The organism is Sporolactobacillus sp. BBK16-2, assembly GCF_059878335.1.
Genome location: NZ_CM187611.1, coordinates 254,115 through 275,254 on the forward strand (window position 1 = coordinate 254,115; position 21,140 = coordinate 275,254).

21 protein-coding genes and 1 riboswitch are annotated in these 21,140 nt (G+C 43.8%); of the genes, 15 read left to right on the forward strand and 6 right to left on the reverse strand.

The window, feature by feature from the left end; all coding sequences use genetic code 11:
• Positions 1 to 96: 96 nt before the first annotated feature.
• Positions 97 to 244: riboswitch (cyclic di-AMP (ydaO/yuaA leader) on the forward strand.
• A 129-nt stretch (positions 245 to 373) separates the two neighbouring features.
• Entirely contained in the window at positions 374 to 2,407 is a 2,034-nt protein-coding gene (locus tag AC6F33_RS01405; RefSeq protein WP_500777577.1) for a KUP/HAK/KT family potassium transporter, read from the forward strand.
• 158 nt (positions 2,408 to 2,565) lie between these two features.
• Here the strand turns inward: AC6F33_RS01405 and AC6F33_RS01410 are convergent, their stop codons facing one another.
• Positions 2,566 to 2,988, reverse strand: a complete 423-nt coding sequence (locus AC6F33_RS01410; RefSeq protein WP_255749521.1) for a VOC family protein — start codon at positions 2,986 to 2,988, stop codon at positions 2,566 to 2,568.
• Between the two features lie 187 nt (positions 2,989 to 3,175).
• Entirely contained in the window at positions 3,176 to 3,868 is a 693-nt protein-coding gene (locus AC6F33_RS01415; protein WP_500777578.1) for a tyrosine-protein phosphatase, read from the reverse strand.
• 274 nt (positions 3,869 to 4,142) lie between these two features.
• Here AC6F33_RS01415 and AC6F33_RS01420 point away from each other — a divergent pair, with 274 nt between their 5' ends.
• Together AC6F33_RS01420 and AC6F33_RS01425 are read left to right on the forward strand one after the other, a co-directional pair.
• Positions 4,143 to 4,658: a YagU family protein gene (locus tag AC6F33_RS01420; RefSeq protein WP_255749519.1), complete on the forward strand. Its 516-nt coding sequence runs from the start codon at positions 4,143 to 4,145 to the stop codon at positions 4,656 to 4,658.
• A 68-nt stretch (positions 4,659 to 4,726) separates the two neighbouring features.
• On the forward strand, positions 4,727 to 6,046 hold the full coding sequence (locus AC6F33_RS01425) for an MFS transporter (protein WP_255749518.1): 1,320 nt from the start codon (positions 4,727 to 4,729) through the stop codon (positions 6,044 to 6,046).
• 73 nt (positions 6,047 to 6,119) lie between these two features.
• On the opposite strand, the gene AC6F33_RS01430 is transcribed toward AC6F33_RS01425, so the two are convergent.
• Positions 6,120 to 6,716 carry a hypothetical protein gene (locus AC6F33_RS01430; protein WP_500777579.1) on the reverse strand — a complete coding sequence of 199 codons (597 nt, stop codon included), beginning with the start codon at positions 6,714 to 6,716 and terminating at the stop codon, positions 6,120 to 6,122.
• A gap of 132 nt (positions 6,717 to 6,848) precedes the next feature.
• On the opposite strand from AC6F33_RS01430, the gene AC6F33_RS01435 reads away from it, so the two are divergent.
• Positions 6,849 to 7,646 carry a hypothetical protein gene (locus AC6F33_RS01435; protein ID WP_500777580.1) on the forward strand — a complete coding sequence of 266 codons (798 nt, stop codon included), beginning with the start codon at positions 6,849 to 6,851 and terminating at the stop codon, positions 7,644 to 7,646.
• A gap of 71 nt (positions 7,647 to 7,717) precedes the next feature.
• On the opposite strand, the gene AC6F33_RS01440 is transcribed toward AC6F33_RS01435, so the two are convergent.
• The gene (locus tag AC6F33_RS01440; protein ID WP_255749515.1) at positions 7,718 to 8,590 is read right to left on the reverse strand and encodes an SDR family oxidoreductase; all 873 of its coding nucleotides are present in this window, start codon (positions 8,588 to 8,590) and stop codon (positions 7,718 to 7,720) included.
• A 272-nt stretch (positions 8,591 to 8,862) separates the two neighbouring features.
• Between AC6F33_RS01440 and AC6F33_RS01445 the strand changes: the two genes are divergently transcribed.
• Both AC6F33_RS01445 and AC6F33_RS01450 read left to right on the forward strand, forming a co-directional pair.
• Positions 8,863 to 9,792, forward strand: coding sequence for a WD40/YVTN/BNR-like repeat-containing protein (locus tag AC6F33_RS01445; protein WP_255749514.1), 930 nt, complete (start codon positions 8,863 to 8,865; stop codon positions 9,790 to 9,792).
• Positions 9,782 to 10,645, forward strand: a complete 864-nt coding sequence (locus AC6F33_RS01450; RefSeq protein WP_255749513.1) for a hypothetical protein — start codon at positions 9,782 to 9,784, stop codon at positions 10,643 to 10,645. Before AC6F33_RS01445 ends, AC6F33_RS01450 begins: the two co-directional genes overlap by 11 nt.
• 155 nt (positions 10,646 to 10,800) lie before the next feature.
• Here the strand turns inward: AC6F33_RS01450 and AC6F33_RS01455 are convergent, their stop codons facing one another.
• Positions 10,801 to 11,550, reverse strand: coding sequence for an SDR family oxidoreductase (locus AC6F33_RS01455; protein ID WP_480948071.1), 750 nt, complete (start codon positions 11,548 to 11,550; stop codon positions 10,801 to 10,803).
• 234 nt (positions 11,551 to 11,784) lie between these two features.
• On the opposite strand from AC6F33_RS01455, the gene AC6F33_RS01460 reads away from it, so the two are divergent.
• The 4 genes from AC6F33_RS01460 to AC6F33_RS01475 all read left to right on the forward strand — a co-directional run bounded on the left by AC6F33_RS01460 (position 11,785) and on the right by AC6F33_RS01475 (position 15,495).
• Positions 11,785 to 12,360, forward strand: a complete 576-nt coding sequence (locus AC6F33_RS01460; RefSeq protein ID WP_255749511.1) for a TetR/AcrR family transcriptional regulator — start codon at positions 11,785 to 11,787, stop codon at positions 12,358 to 12,360.
• Between the two features lie 25 nt (positions 12,361 to 12,385).
• Positions 12,386 to 13,618: an MFS transporter gene (locus tag AC6F33_RS01465; protein ID WP_255749510.1), complete on the forward strand. Its 1,233-nt coding sequence runs from the start codon at positions 12,386 to 12,388 to the stop codon at positions 13,616 to 13,618.
• A gap of 120 nt (positions 13,619 to 13,738) precedes the next feature.
• On the forward strand, positions 13,739 to 14,359 hold the full coding sequence (locus AC6F33_RS01470; protein WP_255749509.1) for a GyrI-like domain-containing protein: 621 nt from the start codon (positions 13,739 to 13,741) through the stop codon (positions 14,357 to 14,359).
• A 68-nt stretch (positions 14,360 to 14,427) separates the two neighbouring features.
• Positions 14,428 to 15,495 carry a BtaManbiosPhlase gene (locus AC6F33_RS01475; protein ID WP_500777581.1) on the forward strand — a complete coding sequence of 356 codons (1,068 nt, stop codon included), beginning with the start codon at positions 14,428 to 14,430 and terminating at the stop codon, positions 15,493 to 15,495.
• Between the two features lie 38 nt (positions 15,496 to 15,533).
• On the opposite strand, the gene AC6F33_RS01480 is transcribed toward AC6F33_RS01475, so the two are convergent.
• The gene (locus tag AC6F33_RS01480; protein ID WP_500777582.1) at positions 15,534 to 16,316 is read right to left on the reverse strand and encodes a DeoR/GlpR family DNA-binding transcription regulator; all 783 of its coding nucleotides are present in this window, start codon (positions 16,314 to 16,316) and stop codon (positions 15,534 to 15,536) included.
• Positions 16,317 to 16,474: 158 nt separating this feature from the next.
• Between AC6F33_RS01480 and AC6F33_RS01485 the strand changes: the two genes are divergently transcribed.
• Genes AC6F33_RS01485 through AC6F33_RS01505 form a run of 5 tightly spaced genes read left to right on the forward strand, consistent with a single transcriptional unit; the run spans position 16,475 to position 21,112 of the window.
• The gene (locus AC6F33_RS01485) at positions 16,475 to 17,593 is read left to right on the forward strand and encodes an ABC transporter substrate-binding protein (protein WP_500777583.1); all 1,119 of its coding nucleotides are present in this window, start codon (positions 16,475 to 16,477) and stop codon (positions 17,591 to 17,593) included.
• Entirely contained in the window at positions 17,580 to 18,419 is an 840-nt protein-coding gene (locus tag AC6F33_RS01490) for an alkaline phosphatase family protein (protein ID WP_500777584.1), read from the forward strand. Before AC6F33_RS01485 ends, AC6F33_RS01490 begins: the two co-directional genes overlap by 14 nt.
• 17 nt (positions 18,420 to 18,436) lie before the next feature.
• Positions 18,437 to 19,285 (forward strand): ABC transporter permease, encoded by an 849-nt coding sequence (locus AC6F33_RS01495; protein ID WP_500777585.1) that lies wholly within the window; start codon positions 18,437 to 18,439, stop codon positions 19,283 to 19,285.
• On the forward strand, positions 19,282 to 20,127 hold the full coding sequence (locus tag AC6F33_RS01500; RefSeq protein ID WP_255749503.1) for an ABC transporter permease: 846 nt from the start codon (positions 19,282 to 19,284) through the stop codon (positions 20,125 to 20,127). The genes AC6F33_RS01495 and AC6F33_RS01500 overlap by 4 nt, the downstream gene beginning before the upstream one ends.
• A complete protein-coding gene (locus AC6F33_RS01505; RefSeq protein WP_255749502.1) occupies positions 20,108 to 21,112 on the forward strand; it encodes an ABC transporter ATP-binding protein in 1,005 nt (334 codons plus the stop codon). Before AC6F33_RS01500 ends, AC6F33_RS01505 begins: the two co-directional genes overlap by 20 nt.
• Positions 21,113 to 21,140: the final 28 nt, after the last annotated feature.

The following is a 21,140-nucleotide window of genomic DNA, read 5'->3' on the forward strand; positions in this document are numbered from 1 at the left end:
AAAATATAGACTGGAGGCAGAAATGACCACATCCTCTGTATTGTTCTTCTTTACATCATGAACTGCCAAGCGTATAATAGCCTCGAAAATTAAATCATTCTTTATTCGCTGAATCCGTCAGGAGCGGGGGAACCAACTTTGTGATGCTGGGCATCACTTGGGGTGAATCCTTCAACGTAAGGACGGGCTACTCTCATGGTCCGAATCCGACAGCTAACTTCGTAAGCGTTAAGAGAGAGGGTGTGAACTGATGATCGAAAATTAATTCGACCGCGGGGATGATTCTCTGTGGCCTTTTTGTCGTTTCATTTTTTAATGAAGTGCCCGTGATTGGTACAGAAAAAAATACTTTTGCGAGGAGATCAATAAACTAATGGATAGTAAAATGAACCAACGCTTGTCGATTGGTGGGATGTTGGTTACGTTGGGGATTGTCTATGGTGACATTGGTACTTCACCGTTGTATGTGATAAATGCGATTATTTCAGATACTGGAAAAATGCGGTATGCCGTACCCGAATATATTATTGGCTCGATCTCATTGATATTCTGGACACTTATGATCATTACAACAGTAAAATATGTCCTTATTGCGATGCGCGCAGATAATAATCATGAAGGTGGCATTTTCGCTTTATATGCTTTAATTCGCAATCGTGCCCGTTGGCTGACCTTTCCTGCACTCATCGGTGGCGCTGCGCTCTTAGCAGATGGAACGTTAACACCGGCTGTGTCTGTAACATCAGCGATCGAAGGGTTAAAAGGGCAGCATATTGGTCCACTTGAATTTAGTGATCATCAATTCGTTGTCGTTCTCATTGTGACGGCGATCTTATTAGGCCTGTTTTTGATTCAGCACTTTGGAACAGAGGTAATCGGGCGGTCTTTTGGGCCAATGATGCTTCTATGGTTCGTTTTTATCGGTGTCCTCGGTTTTATGAATATGCTGACACATTTAGAAATTTTAAGGGCACTATCTCCATACTATGCGATTCAGTTTTTATTCAGTCCGATAAATAAAGCAGGTATTTTTATACTTGGAAGTGTATTTCTGGCAACGACCGGTGCAGAAGCACTTTACTCGGACATGGGCCATGTTGGAAAGAAAAATATTTATGGCAGCTGGCCTTTTGTGTCGCTTATGCTGATGCTTAACTATATGGGGCAAGGCGCATGGGTGATCGGTCATTACCAGAGTGCGGCTTATCGTAATCTTCTTGATGTTAATCCTTTTTATGAAATGCTTCCGGATCAAATAAGGTTATTTGCCATTGTGCTTGCGACCTTGGCAGCAATCATTGCTTCGCAAGCGTTGATTACAGGCAGTTATACATTAGTAAATGAAGCAATTGGTTTAAAGTTTCTGCCTCGAATGTTGATTAAACGTCCAAGTAACACGCGAAGTCAAATGTATATTCCAACTGTTAATTGGTTTTTGTGTGTCAGTACACTCATTATTGTCTGGTTATTTCAAACCTCACAGCATATGGAGGCCGCTTATGGGTTAGCAATAACCATAACCATGTTGATGACCACCTTGCTGCTGTTTGAGTTTATCAAGAGCAGGCTTAATCAAGCAGTTGCTTTTGGGATGGTTCTATTCTTTGGCTTGATTGAGGTTCTCTTTCTGATGGCAAGCCTCGTTAAGTTTGTCCATGGGGGCTACTTGACACTTTTAATTACACTAGTGATTCTTTCGGTTATGGTTGTTTGGTATTTCGGCAACAAGCAGCGTGAAAATTATGAACGCACAAGTGAATATGTTTCGTTATTGGATTATCGTAAACAGTTAGTTCAATTGAGTAAGGACAGCACGGAGCCGCTTTATAGTACGAACTTAGTTTATATGACCAAAATCGGTCCACATTACAGCATTAAACGGAAAGTCCTGTATTCAATTCTTGATAAGCGACCGAAACGGGCAAAAGTGTATTGGTTTGTAACGGTTAATGAAACGGATGCTCCGTATGAGAGCCAGTATACGGTAGATATGCTGGGTACTCGTAATATTATTAGTGTACAGCTCTATCTGGGCTTTAAGAATTCACAACATGTTAATATTTATGTTCGGCAGATCGTCAATGATCTTATTGATGAAAAAGTCATTGATACGCAATATCCTAAATATACAACGCTTAAAAATAGGCGTGTCGGTGATTTCAAATTTGTTGTCACCACGCAGCAGTTAATGGATTTAGCGACAGATCCAAAGATGAATCGCTGGGATCGTTTATTGATCGGAGGTCGTATCTTTCTACAAAATATCACGACTTCCCCGGCTATTTGGTACGGGTTAAAATTTAGTGAAGTTGTTGAGGAAGCCGTTCCTTTAGTACTTTATAATCCGAAAGTTTTACGCTTAAATCAAAAAGAAATTCGCCATGCGGTTAAAGATACGAAAAAATAAGAGTATTGCATCGCCGGCATTAGAGTCGTCATCTCATTTCAACTTTTCTGCGGCGGAAATAAGACAGTCGGATCATTTTTTCCTCGTTCATTAAAAAGGGGGGCGTCTTATCGTCAAAAAAATGACGCTAAGATGCCCCCCTTTTGTCAATTTGATTTTTATTTTGGTTCGGTTGAAATTTGCCAAGTAATGCCGAACTTGTCTTTTACTTGCCCGTAGAGCGGACTCCATGGCGTTTCTTGGAGCGGCATAAGGATGGTGCCGCCTTCTTGCAAATGGCTGAACACCTTTTTGGATTTTTCGGTATCGTCTAGGAGGACGGCGATGTTTACCTGGTCTCCCAACTGATAGGGTTGACCAGGGAATGTATCGGATAGCATGATGAACGAATCGCCCACTTTAAGCATGGCATGCATAACGCGATGCTTTGCCTCTTCGGGAACTGTAAAGCCCGGTTCTTCAGGCATATCACCAAAGGTCTGAATGCCGACCACTTCTGCGTCAAGCGCGTCTTTGTAGAATCGGACAGCCTCCTGTCCATTGCCATTCATAATAATATATGGGTGCACATGCACGCTCATTGAAATCACCTCATTTTTCACTTTATGGTATACCTGTCTTTAGTCAGGTTGATATTAAGATACCCCAAACCGATCCTTAACTAACCCGTTCATCATACCCTATTTTTAATCGGGCTAATCCCAATCGTTTCGTGACTTTATTCGTTGAGGACTGAGATTGTATCATCATTTATAACGGGGAGAACTTTTAGAATAGCCTATTTTTCAGCGCTGTAATTTCATCCGGATGCAGTCCGACTTTCTGAAGATAGTCTTGGATATTGCCGTAGGTCTTGAAAAAATGATCCAGGGCCACTTCCATATATTCCATATCGGATCGGCCAGTGAAATCAGGAAGTTCCGGATGTTCATGCAGCAATTCACGTATTCTGAGCCGCAAATAAGTATAGGAGACTTGGTAGTCAGCCAGAATGTCGCTGATGCCGACGCCGGCAATAAGCAAAAGCAACGCAGCTACTACACCTGTGCGGTCTTTGCCGACATAGCAGTGGATAAAAATTGAACCCTCTTGCCGAGCGATAATGCTGAGAATCCGCTTGATTGCCGGAAGATCATCGATCATTTCCGCGTACAGCAGGGGAACTTCTGCCTTAGAGGCTGGATTGCGATTGCCAAATGCAAACGGGCAATGAAAGTAATCAAAATCAGCAGATTGTTCGAAGGCACTTGGTAATTTTTCTGTTTCCGGTTTGGAACGGAAATCGAGTGCTGCTGTAACACCTAATTTCTTCAATAATGCAAGATCTTCTCGGGTTAATGCTTGCGGTGCATCGCTGCGGATGATTCTTCCAAATGCTGTCGTTCTGCCGTCAAGGGTTGGATAACCACCTAAATCTCGTGTGTTGACCGTGCTGGAAAGAGTAATTCTTCGTGTTGGCATGAGTGCACCTCACTGATTCATTTCATAAATTGAAGTCTGCATTCCGTGCTCATTATAGCATGGAGAGAAAATGGGCAGGTATGTTGTTGAGATTAATAGGGCCTTTGTTGGAAGCAACTGTAACTTAATAAAATGTAGGGTACAATTGCATTTGTGCACTCACATCCATAGCAAATGAATAACCCAAAAGCATAATGCACCACTTAAATGAAAGAATTGATTATACTAGTTGGTAGACTAACAATAAGTAAGCAACAGAGAAGGAGCTGGAGACATGGCTTTAAAAAAGAAACAGTCCTCCAAATTAAATGCAGCCATAAAAGCAGGAGTTGTCGCCGGGCTCATTTCCGGACTCGTCAAATTTGGCTGGGAAAACGTTCTGCCGCCGCGGACTCCAAAACGTGACGCAACGAATCCGCCTCAGAAATTACTGCAGCAAATGGGTGTTCCTGAATCAGCCACACACGCTGCATATCGATATTCAGAACAAGATATGCCATGGGTCAGTTATTTAGTCCACTTCGGTTTTTCCACGTCATTTGCCGTACTTTATCAGGTGCTTGCTCAATATGAACCGAAAATCAAAGCAGGCGGAGGATCGGTATTTGGTCTCACCGTCTGGGCAGCTTTTCACCTGGGTATTATGCCGGCAATGAAAACCGTACCGTCAGCGAAGGAGCAGCCGACGGAGGAACATATTTCCGAAGCGTTGGGACACATCGTCTGGATGTGGACTAATGACGTTATAGGCGATGAAGTTTACCATCGGCTGACCAAGCACATACAATGAAATGAAACGGCACCAAGTGGCGCTGACCATTTGGTGCCTTCTTGTTTTCTTTGGAAAGAAGATGGCTTATGAAACGAAAATGGCAAACGGCCTGGCCGGAACGCATCAGCTATGGATTAAGCGATGCGGCCGACAATCTGGTCTTTCAAATGTTAACCACGTACCTGTTGTTCTTTTATACCGATGTTTATGGATTAAATCCAGGGGCGGTAGCGATTTTGTTCATCGTTGCCCGGATTGCCGATGTTGTGGAAAGCTTTATTATTGGGGTGATGATCGACCATACGCATTCTCGCTGGGGCAAAAGCCGACCGTTCTTTCTTTGGTACGCTCTGCCTTATGTCATTTTTGCCGTTTTGACTTTTATGACGCCTGATTTCTCGCAGTCAGGTAAACTTGTATGGGCCTACGTAACCTATCTGGGATTAGGCTTCTTTTATACGGCGGTCAATCTGCCGATTACGTCCATTTTGCCTGCTTTGTCAGAAAATGAGCAGGAATTGACACTGCTTGGGGTCATTCGACAATTTTTCGGCAGCTCGGTCCAAATTATTATTGCGGTTTTCACATTGCCGCTCGTTGCCTTCTTTGGACGCGGCGATCAGCAAAAGGGCTTCCTGCTGACCATCTGTGTGTTTGGGTTGATTTCGTTATTGTTGATTCTCAATACATTTTTCAACGTGCATGAGCGGATCAGCAAGCCTGACGTAGCACATCAGCCGTTTAAGGTAGTGATGCGCATGCTCCGCAAAAATCGGCCATGGCTAATCATTTCCGCGGTGATTTTCCTTTACTGGCTTGTTACTGCATTGAAAAATCAGACCACGATCTACTATTTCAAATATACCTTGGGTCGCGAAGACTTAGTCCCGCTGGCAAACAGCTTTACGTTGGCGGCCCTGATTGGAGTTATACTGATTATACGATTGGCCAAACAGCATGGTAAGAAGCAGACGATGCTGTCCGGAATCGTTACTGCTTTTATCGGTCAGGTCATTTTGACTGTCGGGGTTTATGCGCATTCTCTGGCAACTCTGTTTGCCGGAACGTTTATTAATTCTGTCGGGCACGGAATCATCATCGGTCTTGTTTCCATTATGATTGCCGACACGATTCGATACGGTACGGCTATGGGTGTCCAGGCTGAAGGTATTCTGGCTTCTACCGATGATTTCGGGGTCAATATGGGACTCGGAATCGGCGGCATGATTACTGCAGGACTGTTCCATCTGTCCGGTTATGTTTCCAATCATGCGCAAAACGCGGCGACGTTGTCGATGATCAATGTGAACTACGTTTGGATTCCGCTCGTGCTCTACGTCATTATGTTTCTAACCTTGCAGGCCTATGACCAGCAGCAAATCACTGATGCTGTGGCTGATAGGTAACAGCTTCACGGTTCCACAATCAGATATCAAGCAACAGAACGGCTCGCAATGTGTTGGGCGGTTCTGTTTTTTATTAATGGGCAAATACCTTCTTCGCATTATTCAATAGAAGGAACACTTGGGCGGCAGCAGATATCATGTAAAAAAAGAGTACGACAAATAGTATCGTTCCTGTTGTTCCGTTTAGATTGAGTTCCAGTGATTCTTTTCCGATGAAAAGAGCGGTCGTGTTGAAAATCACGGTTACGATTTGGTATGAGAAGCAGAATTGGTAGGTCCATGTTGATTTTGAAGCGAGTTCGGTATTTTCAACACCCTGGGCTTCTTGTTCAATGCCCTTGCACAAGTGATAAATAGAGAAAGTAAGCAGGACGGTCGTAACGACAAAATAAAAATAGGAAAACAGTCTGCCGCTTAGCTGAGTGTTGTCAATGACGCCATCTAGAACCGCGGAATGATGGATAAAGAGATCGAGCGCTGATAGAATGATGAGCAGCAGACTGGCCCGTTTTACATTCATGAACCGATCATTATGGAAATGGGATAATAAGGCGCGCGTTCCGTAAAAGATAAAGATGTAGCCGATGACATCGGGCAGAATATCAATCGTACTAATAGTGAAACGGAAGAAGACAAAAACGCATCCTATAATTATTTGATTAAAACCCACGAAATAACTCCCCAATCGCATTCGATTTTTAATGCATTGCTTGGTATTATTATACTAAACATCAGCTATCCTTGAAGGGAGAGTTACCTGATTAATAAGAAAATATTAATAGCGTGTACTGCTGTTACTGTCTTGCTGCTTATCTATACGTGCTATACCTACCTAGATCAACTTGTTCAATCCTCCATTATTGTAAATCCTGAAACATTGCAGACAAAGCACCAAGCGTTGCGCTCAGAAAATCAGAGTACCACGGATTTGAAAACAATCGGGTTCTCAGACTTTGCGGTTGCAAATCTGTCCAATGCAGAGCAGCAGCGGCTCGAACCGTTGAAAGGTAAAGTCGTTGCCCAATCGATGACCTATCTGAAGGTTACTTCAAGTGATTCACAGAAACTTTCAAAAAAGAATTATGCTCAGGCTTTGTCTCAAGTGACCCATTCGAAATTACCACAGCGAGTAAAATTCGTACGCATCAGATTGAATCTCATCTCTGAAGGACAACGAAAATTCGCATGTGTTGGGAGCGAGCGGATTGACTATAGTCCCGCAACCATGAAGCCGACATCGATCTCAATACAGTACCGGCAGGAATACCAGCAATTATCGAGCGATGCCGTGCAGACATGGGCCAGTGTGTCGGCATTTAATCCTCAACATCTTTCCATTGGCAACCGATTCTACAAACCATCTGCTTTGCCTGACAATCAATCTACGGACTTTATGGAAGAAAGTTCAGATTCACATACATCCCATTCTTATCTTGTTCATTGGAAGCAGGCTGGACTATTTCACGATATAGTTGGGCTGGATTTTTCGCATGTAACCGAATTTGAAGTACCTAAAGATACCCAGCGAGTAGATGTTTATATTCAGATTAACCAGCCTCATGTGTCGGATCAATTAACGTATGAAATTCAGAATTCCTAAGACGATGGCATTTTTCAAATGAAACAGCCGACCTTTCTGTATTCAGGAAGGCCGGCTGTTATGAGTACACATTATTTTGTCTGTGAACTTTCTTGAACGAGTTTTGCGATGGCTTCTTTAATTGGTGCGAGCGGACGTCCGAGAAGCTTTTCAAAATCATTGCTTGATACTTCAAGACTGCCTTCACGGATGTCCTTTTGAATACCTTCAAGCATCGGTAAAAGAAATTCGGGCACGCCGGCTTGTTTCATGAGCTTCGTGTAGGTGCTGTCATCGACGTGCTCCACTGAAACGCTCTTGCCGAGCACTTCGCCAACAGCAGATGCAAGCTCTTCTTGAGTCCTTAGTTTGCCGGACAGTTCATAGATTGTGTTTTCATGGCCGCTGCCGGCGAGTACTGCTGCGGCAGCATCGGCATAATCTTGCTGCAAGGCCCAGCCTACCTTGCCGTTGCCCGCGGAGGTTACCCATGGCGCGCCTGCCATTACACCCTGAATTGACGAGAGCTCATTTTCTAAATACCAGTTGTTGCGCAGGAAGGAGTACGGAATGCCGGTTTTTAAAATGGCCTGTTCCGTTGCCTGATGGGTCGGTGCCAGTGCGTTGGAGCTTTTCTGAGCATTAGCAATGCTTGTGTAAGCGATAAATTTTACACCTGCACGTTCAGCGGCAGCTACGGCATTCGTATGCTGCCGAATGCGTGTTTCCGTGTCGTCGGTTGTAGAAATGATCAATAACCGATCAATGCCTGCAAAAGCATGATCCAAGCTTTCCGGTTGATCGAAGTCTCCGTAGCGGACGTCCACACCTTGAGCCTGAAGATCGGCTGCTTTTTCCGGATTACGTACGCTGACAGCAATTTGATTTGCCGGGACATTCTTCAAGAGTGTCGTAACAACCTTTGAGCCAAGCTTTCCGGTGGCACCGGTAACTAATAGTTTCATAGAAAATACCTCCAAATTTAATAAGATTCATCTGTAACTTTTTCGGTTACAACTAATACGCAATAAAAAATAGTTTATCATATAGCTTTTTTGCTTGATGTAATCATTTTAGTTACAACACGAAGCTATGTCAACAAAAATGCATCGTGAACAAATTGACAATCGTTATGAGGCTGTTAATAAGGACATTAAATTGTAAACGAAGCGAGCCTTTGGTATCGTTGAAGAAAATCCTCGGAGTTCTCCACAAATGAACAGAAGGAGTCTTTTCTTTGAAAACGATCTTAATTAGTGTGTGCGGGTTCATGATCATCGCTCTGATCATGACACTATTTAATTATGAAAATCTGATCCGCTTCATACCGGCCCGCAGTCACAGTCAGGTCACTGGTGCGCAGGGAAGGCCTAAGCAACCGCAATCTGAGTTGCTGCGTCCTGTCACGAATGACATGATAAGCTACACGTTACAGAAAAATGAATTGAACATAACATACGACCATGGGAAGAACTGGGTCAAAGTTCCGGTTGAACAAGATCAATTATTCGCCGGAGAATACAACGGAAACAAGCAGGAATTGATTGACGGCAGTTATATGCTGACCGAACATCGGGCGGCATTCTTACACTCAGACGGTGCGAATACGGAAAATAAAAGTGTTGTACTCACTTACTCCCTTGATCACGGAAAAACATGGAAGAATGCTACTGTGACAACTTCCTTTACCGCCATGCGCTTTAGAAAAGTAAGGTTTATCAATGAACACTTTGGTTATGTCATCCTATCCGGTGATCGAACGATGTCTCAAGAAAGTTCAAGAGTCTTTTTAACACAGGACGGGGGCCACAGCTGGAAGGAGACTGCATCTACAGGAGTTACACAGTTGATTTCGGACGGCGGCTTTGTCAATGAATCTACCGGATTCCTGTCTTTTGGAACGATTAATCCTGAGAATCCGGAGCTTTATGTGACGGAAGATGGAGGAAAATCCTGGTCGAAGGCTGTGTTTACAATGCCTAAAAAATATCTCAAGATCTTTGTTACGGCGGAAATTCCAACAATAGAAGGGAACCACTTGGCTGTTTTCGTGAACCAAGGCCCAAATGGCGATTATGAAGGCGGAAAAGTGAAAGGAAAATTCATTTCAGAGGATAATGGTAGAACATGGGTCTTTTCTGAGGAGGTGCAGCCGGATGAAAATTAACAGGAATAAATGGACGACGGTCTTGGGCTGGTGCTCATTATTGCTCGCCTGCAATTTTTTTTGTTTGCAGATTGGCTATTTATTCACACATCGTTTTTTTCAAGTGGAGTATATTGACAATCAACTCTTCTTCATCGTCAACAGCCTGTGTTTATTTTTCATTACACTGTCCCTTTTATTTTTACTTGTATTCACGCGAAGAATGATATGGATTCTTGCCGGAGGGATCATTCTTGTTCTCGTTGTAAATGGGATTCTGCTTGTTGAAAGCAGCAGGGAAGTCAACAACATAACCAGCATATCACCGGATTGGAAGCATGTGTTTGTTGTTAAAGAAAATCCGGCGACCGGCGTGGCCATTTATTATCGGAGCTACTATGGAATTTTTTGTCGGCCAAAGCAGGTCATTCCCTATAGAGCGGATGACCGGTATAAAGTTAAATGGTTGGCGAACGATGTTGCCGCTCTGACGTATACGGATGCAAATGATAAGGTTCAGCAGTTCATCGGTACGTACGGTGATCGCGGAGGAGGCAGATCTTACTATTATGTGGGCGCGGAAATTCATGGAAAATGGCAAGGGGGGAGAACAACGGTCGTCAGCGATTCCAAGGGCATTTCCGTAACTGAAAATGGCGCGACAGAATTATTTGGATGGAGCAGTATTGTTCAATATGGGACACTGGCTGTTGTGCTGAAAAGAGATGATCAAGCCGTGTGGACGCTGTCGCTAAATGAAGATTTTGTGGTCCATTCGGACGCTTCCGAGCCGACTACCGGGACTATCCGTTTGTATCGTGCAACGATGGGAAACAATCAACCATTAACCCTGCACAATGTGCCGTTAAATTAGCTTTGGTGAAAAATTACATAAAGAGCAGGAAGTCTTTTCATGAAAAAAGGACTTGCTGTGAAAAGATTATTTCAGGCAAGTCCTAAATCACTTTTAGTGAACCTTTGTGGATGGTCAGCGCTAATGGTGCTACTTATCTTCGAAGTGTCATTTAATCAGTTTCTCTGCGCGGTCGGACGTATGATGACTTCATTAATCGACACATCATCGGGCTGACTGATCGCGTAAGCAACGGCATTGGCAATTGCTTCCGGCTTAATGCCGTTGAATTTTTCCTTATCCTCGACTTGTTTCTTAAGTTCCGGATCGGTAATTGTGGTAGGAAGCTCCGTTTGAACTGCGCCGGGTGAAACGTCGGTGACACGAATACCGCTGTATGGGGATTCCTCCAGACGCAGGCCCTCGGCAATCGCTCGGACGGCAAATTTGGTACCACTGTAAACGGCCCAGCCACCTGGATTGACAGCGAAACCGGCAACTGAGTCGGTATTGATGATATGTCCTGACTTTTGACGACGCATGATTGGAAGTGCAGCCGCAATACCATAAAGGACGCCTTTGATGTTAACATCGACCATGCGCTCCCATTCATCAACCTTCAAATCGCGAAGCGGGGACAGCGGCATTAAGCCTGCGTTGTTGTAGAGCACATCAATTCGGCCATATTTTTCAACGGCAAGATTGATCAGTGATTGAACCTCTTCTTTATTTGCTACATCTGTTTTTTGAAAACAGGCGTCGCCGCCATTGCCGATGATTTCAGAAACTAACGCTTCAAGCTTTTCCGTTCGGCGCGCACCGAGAACGAGCTTGGCACCTTCGTTGGCAAGCTTTCGAGCAGTGGCTTCGCCGATACCGCTTGAAGCACCGGTAATGACAACAACCTTATCTTTAATCTGTTCCATTTGTTTGACAGCCTCCAGTTTTCATGTGTTTAGTGACAGAGCATTGATTACTAACAATTATGATTTTTATGAACCGGGGTGTACAGAATCAATTTTGGAAAAGTTGTGGTATCAGGGAGTGAGGATGCTACAGTTTTCTTGATTTAAATGGACTCGGTTTCGTCATCACTTGCTTTTGTTTTCTTTATTTGATACGATAACTGACGAACGTTCGTCAAGTAGGAGCTGATGTTATTGAAAAGCGATGAAATTAAAGCGGCGGCTGTAAAATATTTTACGATTTATGGTTATGAAGGAGCCTCGCTTGCTCAAATAGGCGAAGAAGTCGGTATGAAAAAACAATCCATTTATGCACATTTTAAAGGAAAGGACGATCTCTTTCTGCATGTTTTGCAAGAAGCGAAGGAAGAGTATCTGTATTCAAAAATCAAGTATTTTCGCGATATTGATGCACAACATCCCGAAAAAGATCTCTATGGATTTCTGACGATGATGATCGATCTGTTTCAGAAAAATGAACAATTAAAGTTTTGGCTGCGCGTGTCTTTTTTCCCTCCCGTACATCTTACTAAAGTGATCGACAAGGAAGTAGACGATGTCGAAACGCAGGTAAGGGTCGTACTGGAGGAAAAATTTCAGGGCTGGATTGATCATAAAAAAGTCGTTGATGATTCAGCGAAACGATTGACGCTTGCTTTTTTAGGTGTCGTTGATTCTATTTTAGTGGAGCTTGTATACGGAAACGATGAGAAAACACTTAAGGAAAAATTAGACGCCTCTTGGCGTGTATTTTGGCGAGGAATTCAGTGATTTAAACAGAAGAGGGTGTTGCTGGGTGAAAAAGCAGGAAAAAAAACAGAAAACGGTTTTCATTATTTTGCTGAGTAATATATTTATTGCTTTCTTGGGAATTGGTCTCATTATTCCCGTTATGCCCTCCTTTATGGATGCCATGCATTTATCAGGGCAAACAATGGGTTACCTTGTGGCAACGTTTGCGGCAGCACAGTTCTTGATGTCTCCGCTCACCGGCGGCTGGATTGATCGCTTTGGTCGAAAGAAAGCAATTATTATTGGTCTATTCTTTTTCAGCATTTCGGAGCTGATTTTCGGATTGGGAACCAACATAGGGATGCTTTATTTTTCAAGAATTTTAGGAGGTGTGGGTGCCGCCTTTATTATGCCGGGGGCCACGGCTTATGTTGCAGATATTACAACCGTTGAAGAACGACCGAAAGCGATGGGCTATGTTTCTGCGGCGATCAGCACGGGTTTTATTATCGGACCGGGTATTGGTGGTTTTCTTGCCACATACGGCGTGCGCACGCCATTCTTTTTTGCAGCGGTCGTTGCTTTTCTAGCCTGCATCTCATCGCTGCTTATGTTAAGTGAGACAATGCCAAGAGAGCAGTCTGCCGAAAATCCTGCGCATACTCAGGAGAACACAGGCTTTATCAGCGATGTAAAAAAATCTTTTCATCCGCTTTACTTGATTGCGTTCGTTATTGTATTTGTGCTTTCATTCGGCCTGTCTGTGTATGAAACGATTTTCAGCTTGTTTACTGATCATCGATTTGGGTATACAGCACAAGATATTGCCATGATCTTTACCATAAGTTCAATAGTCGGCCTTATTGTTCAAGTATCGATGTTTGGGAAAATGGTCAAAGTACTTGGTGAGAAGAAACTCATACAGTTGTGTCTCGTTGCGGGTGTGCTTTTGGCAGTGGTGTCCACGATGGTTTCCAATTTCTTTATCGTGCTCGCAGTCACTTGTGCGATTTTCCTCGCATTTGATTTGCTTCGTCCGGCATTGACAACGTTATTGTCAAAAACAGCCGATGACCAAGAGCAAGGATTTGTTGCGGGAATGAACTCAACCTATACGAGCTTAGGCAATATTATTGGGCCGGCGATGGGCGGACTGTTGTTTGATTGGAACATTAATTTTCCGTACCTTTTTGCTGCGATTATTATGGCCATTGGTTTCGGAATGACATTCAAATGGAAGAACAAACACGTACAGCCCCTTAATCACATAAAGAGCAGTGAGCGTCAGCGGATTTAATTGGTCCGCATGACGTTCTTTTTTTAGTCTGACAGTAAGTCGTCATGACTAATGTTTTATAATATAAGTGTGTTCTTAAGAAGAGATGATCACAACTTTTAAGGGAGAAATTATGAGATCATGACTAAAATAGACTACAAGAAAGACTTTAAAGACCTGTATCTGCCCAAACAAAAACCAGTCATCGTGCGCGTTCCTAAGATCAATTATTTCATGCTTGAGGGCAGCGGTGATCCCAATGGTGAGACATTTGCCCAGGCGACAGCCGCACTCTATAGCTTGAGTTATGCGGTTAAAATGTCTTATAAGAAGGACACAGTTCCTGATGGTTATTATGAATATGTTGTTTTTCCGCTTGAAGGTGTCTGGGATTTGGTGGATAAAACATTGCCGCCGACTGTAAAAAGTAATTTTAAATATACATTGATGATCCGTCAGCCCGATTTTCTTACGAATGAATTATTTGAGCGATTTTTATCCGAGACGAAGAAGAAAAAGCCCAATCCTTATTTAGACCAAGTGATGTTCTCGGCGCTGGAAGAAGGATTATGCTGCCAAATGCTTCACAAAGGAAGCTATGACGATGAGCCGGAAAGCTTTGAACGAATGGCTGAATTTTGCAGCGAACAGGGCTACAGGAGAGTCTCCAAAACACATCGCGAGATCTATTTGTCGGACCCGCGGAGGACTGAACCTGAAAAACTAAAGACGGTTCTTCGGTATCGGGTTGAGAAAGAATAAGCAGGGTACAAAATGTAGATGGTTTAATTAGTGCAGATTGAAATGATAAAGACATAGAGGCGTTTCAAATGGTAAAGGTTACTCGTTTTCCGGAAAATCCGCTGATTTGTCCTGAAGAGGCCAAACCGTATCATGAAGGCTACGAAGTGATTGGTACCTTTAATGCGGGCGCGGCAGAGTATCAGGGAGAAACACTGCTGCTGCTAAGGGTTGCGGAGCGTCCGATTATAAACGATCCGGCAATCGTTCCTTCTCCTTTTTACGATGTCAGTCAGCAAAAAATTCGAGTCAAAAATTATCGTCGAAATGATCCGGACTACAATTTTGAAGACAGTCGCACGATCCGTCCTTCGACCAATCTGGATACATTTGTCGGTCTCACCTCATTGTCCTACCTTCGACTGGCGCGAAGTCAAGATGGGCATCACTTCACGGTGGATGACCGGCCGTTCATCTATCCGTCCAATCGTTATCAGACATTCGGCATTGAAGATCCGCGCATAACGAAGATCGGAACGACGTACCTCATTTACTTCAGTGCTGTTTCGTCGCTTGGCATTGGCGACTATTTGGTGACGACCAAGGATTTCAAATCATACGAGGATCAAGGACTTATTTTTTCACCGGAAAATAAGGATGTGGTCATTTTCCCCGAAAAGATTCACGGACTTTATTACGCACTGCATCGTCCTTCTTTGAAAAGTGTCGGCAGCCCGGAGATTTGGATCGCTGAATCGAATAATCTCAAATACTGGGGCAATCATCGCCATCTGCTGGGCGTGCGCAAACATTTTTGGGATGAAGGGCGGATTGGAGCCGGGGCTGTACCCATTCGGACCAAGGATGGGTGGTTGGAAATCTATCATGGCATGGATGCGCAAAGCCGCTACTGTCTCGGCGCGCTGCTGCTTGATTTGGATGATCCTTCGAAGATCATCGCTCGATCAGCCGAACCAATCGTTGAGCCGGAGGCTGACTATGAGAAAAACGGCTTTTTCGGAGCCGTTGTCTTTACCTGCGGCGGCGTTGTCAAAGGATCAAAGCTTAAGCTTTATTACGGAGCTTCGGATCGCACGATGGCAGGCGCGGAATTGGACATTAATGACCTTTTGTCAGAGTTGAGTGCGACTGACTGATCGACTGATTAGAAACCGGGAGTACAATGATAATGAACTCACACACGATGCCAAAAAATACGTTCGTCCTCGCAGAATTTTTTCCATCGTTCATCCGGCTCGGCATCACAGATAATGTGATCAATGCTCGAGGTCGGTTTTATTGTGCAGAAGTTTTGTTTTCCCAATTTTGTCGCGTCGGTGAGTAAATAGCTTTCATCTGCCGCCTCAATCATCATTGACGAAATTTGGCATTCCTCTAAGTCATAATCACTAATGACCTGTTCATTAATACCGCCGCAGGAAATAAAAGCCTTATTAACTTTAAATGAAGCGAGCATGCGCTCGGTTAATGTCCCTTTTATTGATCGTTGTTCGGGGTAAACAGTACCTCCTAAAACGATTAATTGGCAATTAATCAGCTGTTTCTGCTCGATTTTTTTGTTGAGACACCAAGCGGCAGCCAGGGAATGAGTCAAAAAGGTGACCTCGCTAACCTGCTGAAGACATTCGCACAATGCGAGTGTTGTTGTTCCTGAATCGAGGACGACTGTGTCTCCATTCTTTATTATTTTTGCGGCGAACGTACCAATTCGCCGTTTTTCTTTTTTCTTAATGTTTGTTTTCCTGACGAATAGGGGTTCAGTAACTGGATTTTCATAGCAGATTGCGCCTCCGTGCACGCGGAGCAGTTGTTTTTGTTTTTCTAATGCGGATAAATCACGACGAATGGTTTCGGGTGTTACATCAAGTGTTTCTGCGAGCTTATTGACACTGACACGTTTGGAAGCTGCCAAGGTATTCAAAATAAACGCTTTTCTGTAATCAAATGACGAGTTCATAATGTTCATCTCCTACTCGTTTTTTATTATTACATCATTTTCCATGCTTGTCTTTGACATTTACATAATTTTAATCTGCGTAACGATGTTTGTTTACATTCTGTATGTATGATTAAAGTGTTGATACAAATAAAACAAATATAGAAACAAAAAGGAGCATGATGATGGGCAACGATTGGAAATCATTCAAGAAGATTCGTAAATTTGCTGTTGGGTGTACGGCGAGCGTTCTGCTTGTGTCAAGTTTAGCTGCTTGTGGAAATTCAGAAACTGCTTCAACAGATAATAATCAATCCCTTTCTTCAATTACAAAGGCGGCAAAGAAAGAAGGAAAAATTTCGAGCGTCGGTATGCCTGACGCATGGGCAAACTGGAAAGATACTTGGAATGACATAACCAAAAAATACGGCATTAAACATACGGATACAGATATGTCCAGTGCTGAAGAATTGGCCAAGTTTCAAACACCGAAATCAGACAGTTCGGCGGATATTGGCGATGTCGGTCTGAATTTTGGGGTAATGGCAAAGGATAAAAAATTGACCATTCCCTATAAAACGACAACTTGGGACAGCATTCCTTCCTGGGCGAAGGACAAAGACGGCTATTACGCTGCCAGCTACACAGGAACACTCGCTTTCTTAACGGATACGAAAAACGTGAAAAATCCTCCGAAAACATGGGATGATCTTCTAAACGGAGATTATAAAATATCAATTGGTGATGTAACGAAAGGCGCAATGTCGCAGATGACCGTACTTGCGGCTGCTTTGGCAAATGGAGGAAGCGCAAGCGACATTCAGCCGGGTATTGATTTCTTCAAGAAGATCGCAAAGCAAGGCCGGTTGTCTACGATCGATTCGTCAATCCCGAATTTGGAAAAAGGCGAAGTCGATGTTGCAGTTATTTGGGATTTCCTTGGCCTCGGCTATCGTGATCAAATTGACAAGAACCGCTTTACCGTCAGCATTCCTGAAGATAAGTCCCTGATGTTCGGTTATTCATCGATTATTAATAAGAATGCTGCACATCCGAATGCCGCAAAGCTCGCACGTGAGTACATTCTTTCTGATGAAGGACAAACAAACTTAGCGAAAGGATATGCACGGCCGATTCGATCTGATGTAAAACTTCCTGCATCCATTAAGGATAAGCTGCTTCCTGAAGATGAATACAAAAACGTTGTTCCTCTTGAAGATGTTGCAACGTGGACAAAGACAGCTGAAACCTTGCCACAGAAATGGCAGCAGGAGGTCCTTGCGAATGCAAAGCAATAAGCTGATCATGATCACTCTGGATGGATGCCGATATGATACAGCGGTGGAGGAACTCGGTTTTCTCGGACATCTCGTTGAAAAAGGACAGGCGGCACGATATCAGGTGCTTTCTGAGTTACCGAGTAATTCGCGCCCGATGTATCAAGTTCTGCTGACCGGTACTCCTCCCTATAAAAATGGGATTGTGTCCAACCTAAGTGTTCGTTTGTCTCAGCAAAAAAGCCTGTTTCATCAGGTTCGGGAAGCGGGAGGAGTCACTGCGGCATCTGCCTATTACTGGGTTAGTGAACTTTATCAGCATGCACCGTTTTCTTTTCAAAAGGATCGTATTCAGCATAATGACGAACTGCCGATTCAACATGGAATTTTCTATTTTGAAGATCAATATCCTGATTCACATGTTTTTGCAGAAGCTAACTATCTGCTTGAAAACTATCAGCCGGATTTTCTTTACATTCACTCAATGAATATAGATGATACGGGTCATAAGTTTACATCGGATTCCAAGGAATATCGCGCGGCAGTTGATAAGGCCGATCTGATTCTTGCTGAATGCCTGCCTGCATGGATGCAGGCAGGTTATCAGATCATCGTGACGAGCGATCATGGAATGGATGAATTCGGACATCACGGAGGAACGCGGCCCGGAGTTCGCCAAGTACCGCTGTTCATTATGTCAGACAAAGTTGTTCCGCGAATTGTAGAGAAACAAATTCCGGAACTGATGGTCGCTCCGCTTGCCTGCCATTTAATGAACCTTGAACCTACGCAGGACATGGAGCGTCTTGAGTTTCCCGGATTGCGTACATCTTCAGAATCTATTTAATTAAGGAGTGGAGAATTTTGCAGCAGCATTGGAAAAGACAAGCTCAAGCTTGTCTTTTGCCGCTTGCGGCCGTATTGCTTTTATTTCTTGCGGTTCCGCTTGTTATCATGATTCGGCAAAGTTTCGGTGATCAAAATGGTGATGGATTTTCGTTTGCAAATTTCATGCAGATTTTGAGTCAGCCGTTCTATTATGATGCGTTTCGCAACAGCTTCTTTATTTCCATCTATTCTGCACTTGCGGGTCTTGTTTTGGCGATGTTCGTGGCTGCGGCACTTGCCCGGATGAATGAAAAGGCACAGGAAAAAATCACTTTATTTATTAATATGACGGCAAACTTTGCCGGTGTTCCGCTTGCCTTTGCCTATATAATTTTACTGGGCAATGCAGGACTCGTGACGTTGATTCTGCAGCATATGGGCATTTCTTTACAGAGCTTCTTTAATCTTTATTCATGGCAGGGACTTGCATTGACGTATGTCTATTTTCAAGTACCTCTGGGTGTGTTATTTCTGTATCCCGCATTTAAAGGAATGGACCAGCGCTGGGGAGAGGCAGCTGCATTGCTGGGAGCCAGCCGTTTTTCCTTCTGGGCGCGTATTGGCATTCCGCATATTCTCCCCAGTGTATTGGGGACATTCATTATCCTGTTTGCCAATGGAATGGGAACCTATGAAACAGCTTATGCCTTGGTTGGCGGTACGGTCAGCTTGGTCACAACACGCATTGCCAGTTCAGTATCCGGCGATATTTTTGCCCAGCCTCAAATCGGCAGTGCAATGGCCGTTCTGTTTTCCATCTTGATGATTGCCGTGCTGCTGGTCAATCAGTATTTACTGCATCTTTTCCGGAGGGATATCAAATGAAAAAGATGAACCGATTCATCATCACACTATTTGTTGCCTTCATGTGTCTGCCTATTTTGGTAACGCTCGTCTACTCATTTGCCACTGAATGGGGAAAATCCATTCTTCCTTCTGGATATACATTGAAGTGGTATGCGCAGCTTTATCAGGATCCACAATTTCTCGCGGCAATCTCTCGTTCATTAATTTTGACGGTAGTTACGTTGGCGGCAGTGCTCGTGATTCTGGTTCCAAGTATTGCGCTTGTTGCCATTTATCTTCCTAAGTTTGATCACTTGTTCAAGCCGATTGTCCTGTTGCCGTATGCAATTCCGGGTGTCGTGCTTGCGACCGGTTTGATGCGCACCTATACAAATGGCCTTGTCCCGCTTTTTGCCGTATTGTCGGGCGGACTGTTTATTTATTCGCTTCCCTTCATGTATCAAAGCGTGCGCAGCAGCTTGCAGGAGATTGACGGAACACGATTAATGGAGGCTGCGGAAATGCTGGGCGCTTCAAAGGTTTACGCGTTCATCCGCATTCTGCTCCCCAACATCAAGATTGGCATTATGGTAGGCAGCTTACTTACATTTTCTGCCTTCTTCGGTGAATTTCAATTAACAAATATGATTCTTGGCGGCGATTTTGAAACCATTCGTATTTATATGCTTCGCGTGATGAAAGTCAATGGCCATCTTTCAAGTGCTGTGGTCATGACCTATTTGATTCTGCTCGTGATCATCAGCGCCCTTATTATCAAATTGACGAATATGAATCGAAAGCGTTCCTCTATGATGCGTGAAGAAGCAGCATTTAAACCAATTGTAAAAGGGAGCCCTGCTCATGAGCTACTTAACCATTGAAAACTTGAATCTGGAGCTTGGCGGAAAAATGATTCTCAAGGATCTGAATCTATCGATTGAAAAGGGTCAATTAATTTCGCTTCTCGGTCCAAGCGGTTGCGGAAAATCGACCTTGTTGCGGGGAATCTCCGGTCTTAACTCAATTAAAAGTGGAAAAGTTATGATCGATGGGCGGGACATAACGAAGCTCGCACCTAAAAAAAGAGAAGTGGGGATGGTTTTTCAATCCTACGCCCTGTTCCCCAACCTTACTGTAGCCGATAACGTAGCGTTTGGCCTGGCTATGAAAAGGATCGATAAGGATACGGTGAGCAAGAAAGTCGCTCAAATTTTAGAATTAGTAGGACTTGAAGATAAGGCTAAGTCATATCCGGGCGAATTATCAGGTGGACAGCAGCAACGCGTAGCTCTGGCCCGATCCATCGTTGTAGAGCCTAAGGTGCTTCTGCTTGATGAACCATTGAGTGCGCTGGATGCGCAGATTCGCAAGCAATTGCGGCTCGAACTGTGTCGCCTGCAAAAGAAACTAGGTATAACCATGATTTTTGTTACCCATGATCAGGAAGAAGCCATGGCAATATCTGATCGTATCTTTGTCATGCACAACGGGCAAATCGCTCAAGAGGGTACGCCAAGTCAAGTATACTTCCATCCATCGAATGAGTTTGTTGCAGGCTTCATCGGTAATTACAACAAACTAAATAAGGAACAAATTGAGCGCTTGTTTGGTCCTCTCATTGAGGAAGGGAGCACTTATGCTTTGCGCCCGGAAGCCATTGAATTCACGCCGCAAGATGACGCTGTTTCTGTGGTAGGACAAATTATTGAGCGGCATATTCTTGGCAATGTGGTCCGCTGTACGGTTCAAACACAATATGGAACACTGTGGGTGGATCGAATGAATCAAGGCCAAGCAGTATTGAATGATTTAAAAGATGTCACACTCTTTATTCGTCAAGAAGATGTTGTGACGCTGCATCAATAATATGCAGCAAAATTATAGGCCGAGTTAG

Excerpts from the sequence above, each read along its gene's own strand:
- AC6F33_RS01405 (WP_500777577.1), top strand. The coding sequence starts at position 374 with ATGGATAGTAAAATGAACCAACGCTTGTCGATTGGTGGGATGTTGGTT.
- AC6F33_RS01410 (WP_255749521.1), bottom strand. The coding sequence starts at position 2,988 with ATGAGCGTGCATGTGCACCCATATATTATTATGAATGGCAATGGACAG.
- AC6F33_RS01415 (WP_500777578.1), bottom strand. The coding sequence starts at position 3,868 with ATGCCAACACGAAGAATTACTCTTTCCAGCACGGTCAACACACGAGAT.
- AC6F33_RS01420 (WP_255749519.1), top strand. The coding sequence starts at position 4,143 with ATGGCTTTAAAAAAGAAACAGTCCTCCAAATTAAATGCAGCCATAAAA.
- AC6F33_RS01425 (WP_255749518.1), top strand. The coding sequence starts at position 4,727 with ATGAAACGAAAATGGCAAACGGCCTGGCCGGAACGCATCAGCTATGGA.
- AC6F33_RS01440 (WP_255749515.1), bottom strand. The coding sequence starts at position 8,590 with ATGAAACTATTAGTTACCGGTGCCACCGGAAAGCTTGGCTCAAAGGTT.
- AC6F33_RS01450 (WP_255749513.1), top strand. The coding sequence starts at position 9,782 with ATGAAAATTAACAGGAATAAATGGACGACGGTCTTGGGCTGGTGCTCA.
- AC6F33_RS01455 (WP_480948071.1), bottom strand. The coding sequence starts at position 11,550 with ATGGAACAGATTAAAGATAAGGTTGTTGTCATTACCGGTGCTTCAAGC.
- AC6F33_RS01470 (WP_255749509.1), top strand. The coding sequence starts at position 13,739 with ATGACTAAAATAGACTACAAGAAAGACTTTAAAGACCTGTATCTGCCC.
- AC6F33_RS01475 (WP_500777581.1), top strand. The coding sequence starts at position 14,428 with ATGGTAAAGGTTACTCGTTTTCCGGAAAATCCGCTGATTTGTCCTGAA.
- AC6F33_RS01480 (WP_500777582.1), bottom strand. The coding sequence starts at position 16,316 with ATGAACTCGTCATTTGATTACAGAAAAGCGTTTATTTTGAATACCTTG.
- AC6F33_RS01485 (WP_500777583.1), top strand. The coding sequence starts at position 16,475 with ATGATGATGGGCAACGATTGGAAATCATTCAAGAAGATTCGTAAATTT.
- AC6F33_RS01490 (WP_500777584.1), top strand. The coding sequence starts at position 17,580 with ATGCAAAGCAATAAGCTGATCATGATCACTCTGGATGGATGCCGATAT.
- AC6F33_RS01500 (WP_255749503.1), top strand. The coding sequence starts at position 19,282 with ATGAAAAAGATGAACCGATTCATCATCACACTATTTGTTGCCTTCATG.
- AC6F33_RS01505 (WP_255749502.1), top strand. The coding sequence starts at position 20,108 with ATGAGCTACTTAACCATTGAAAACTTGAATCTGGAGCTTGGCGGAAAA.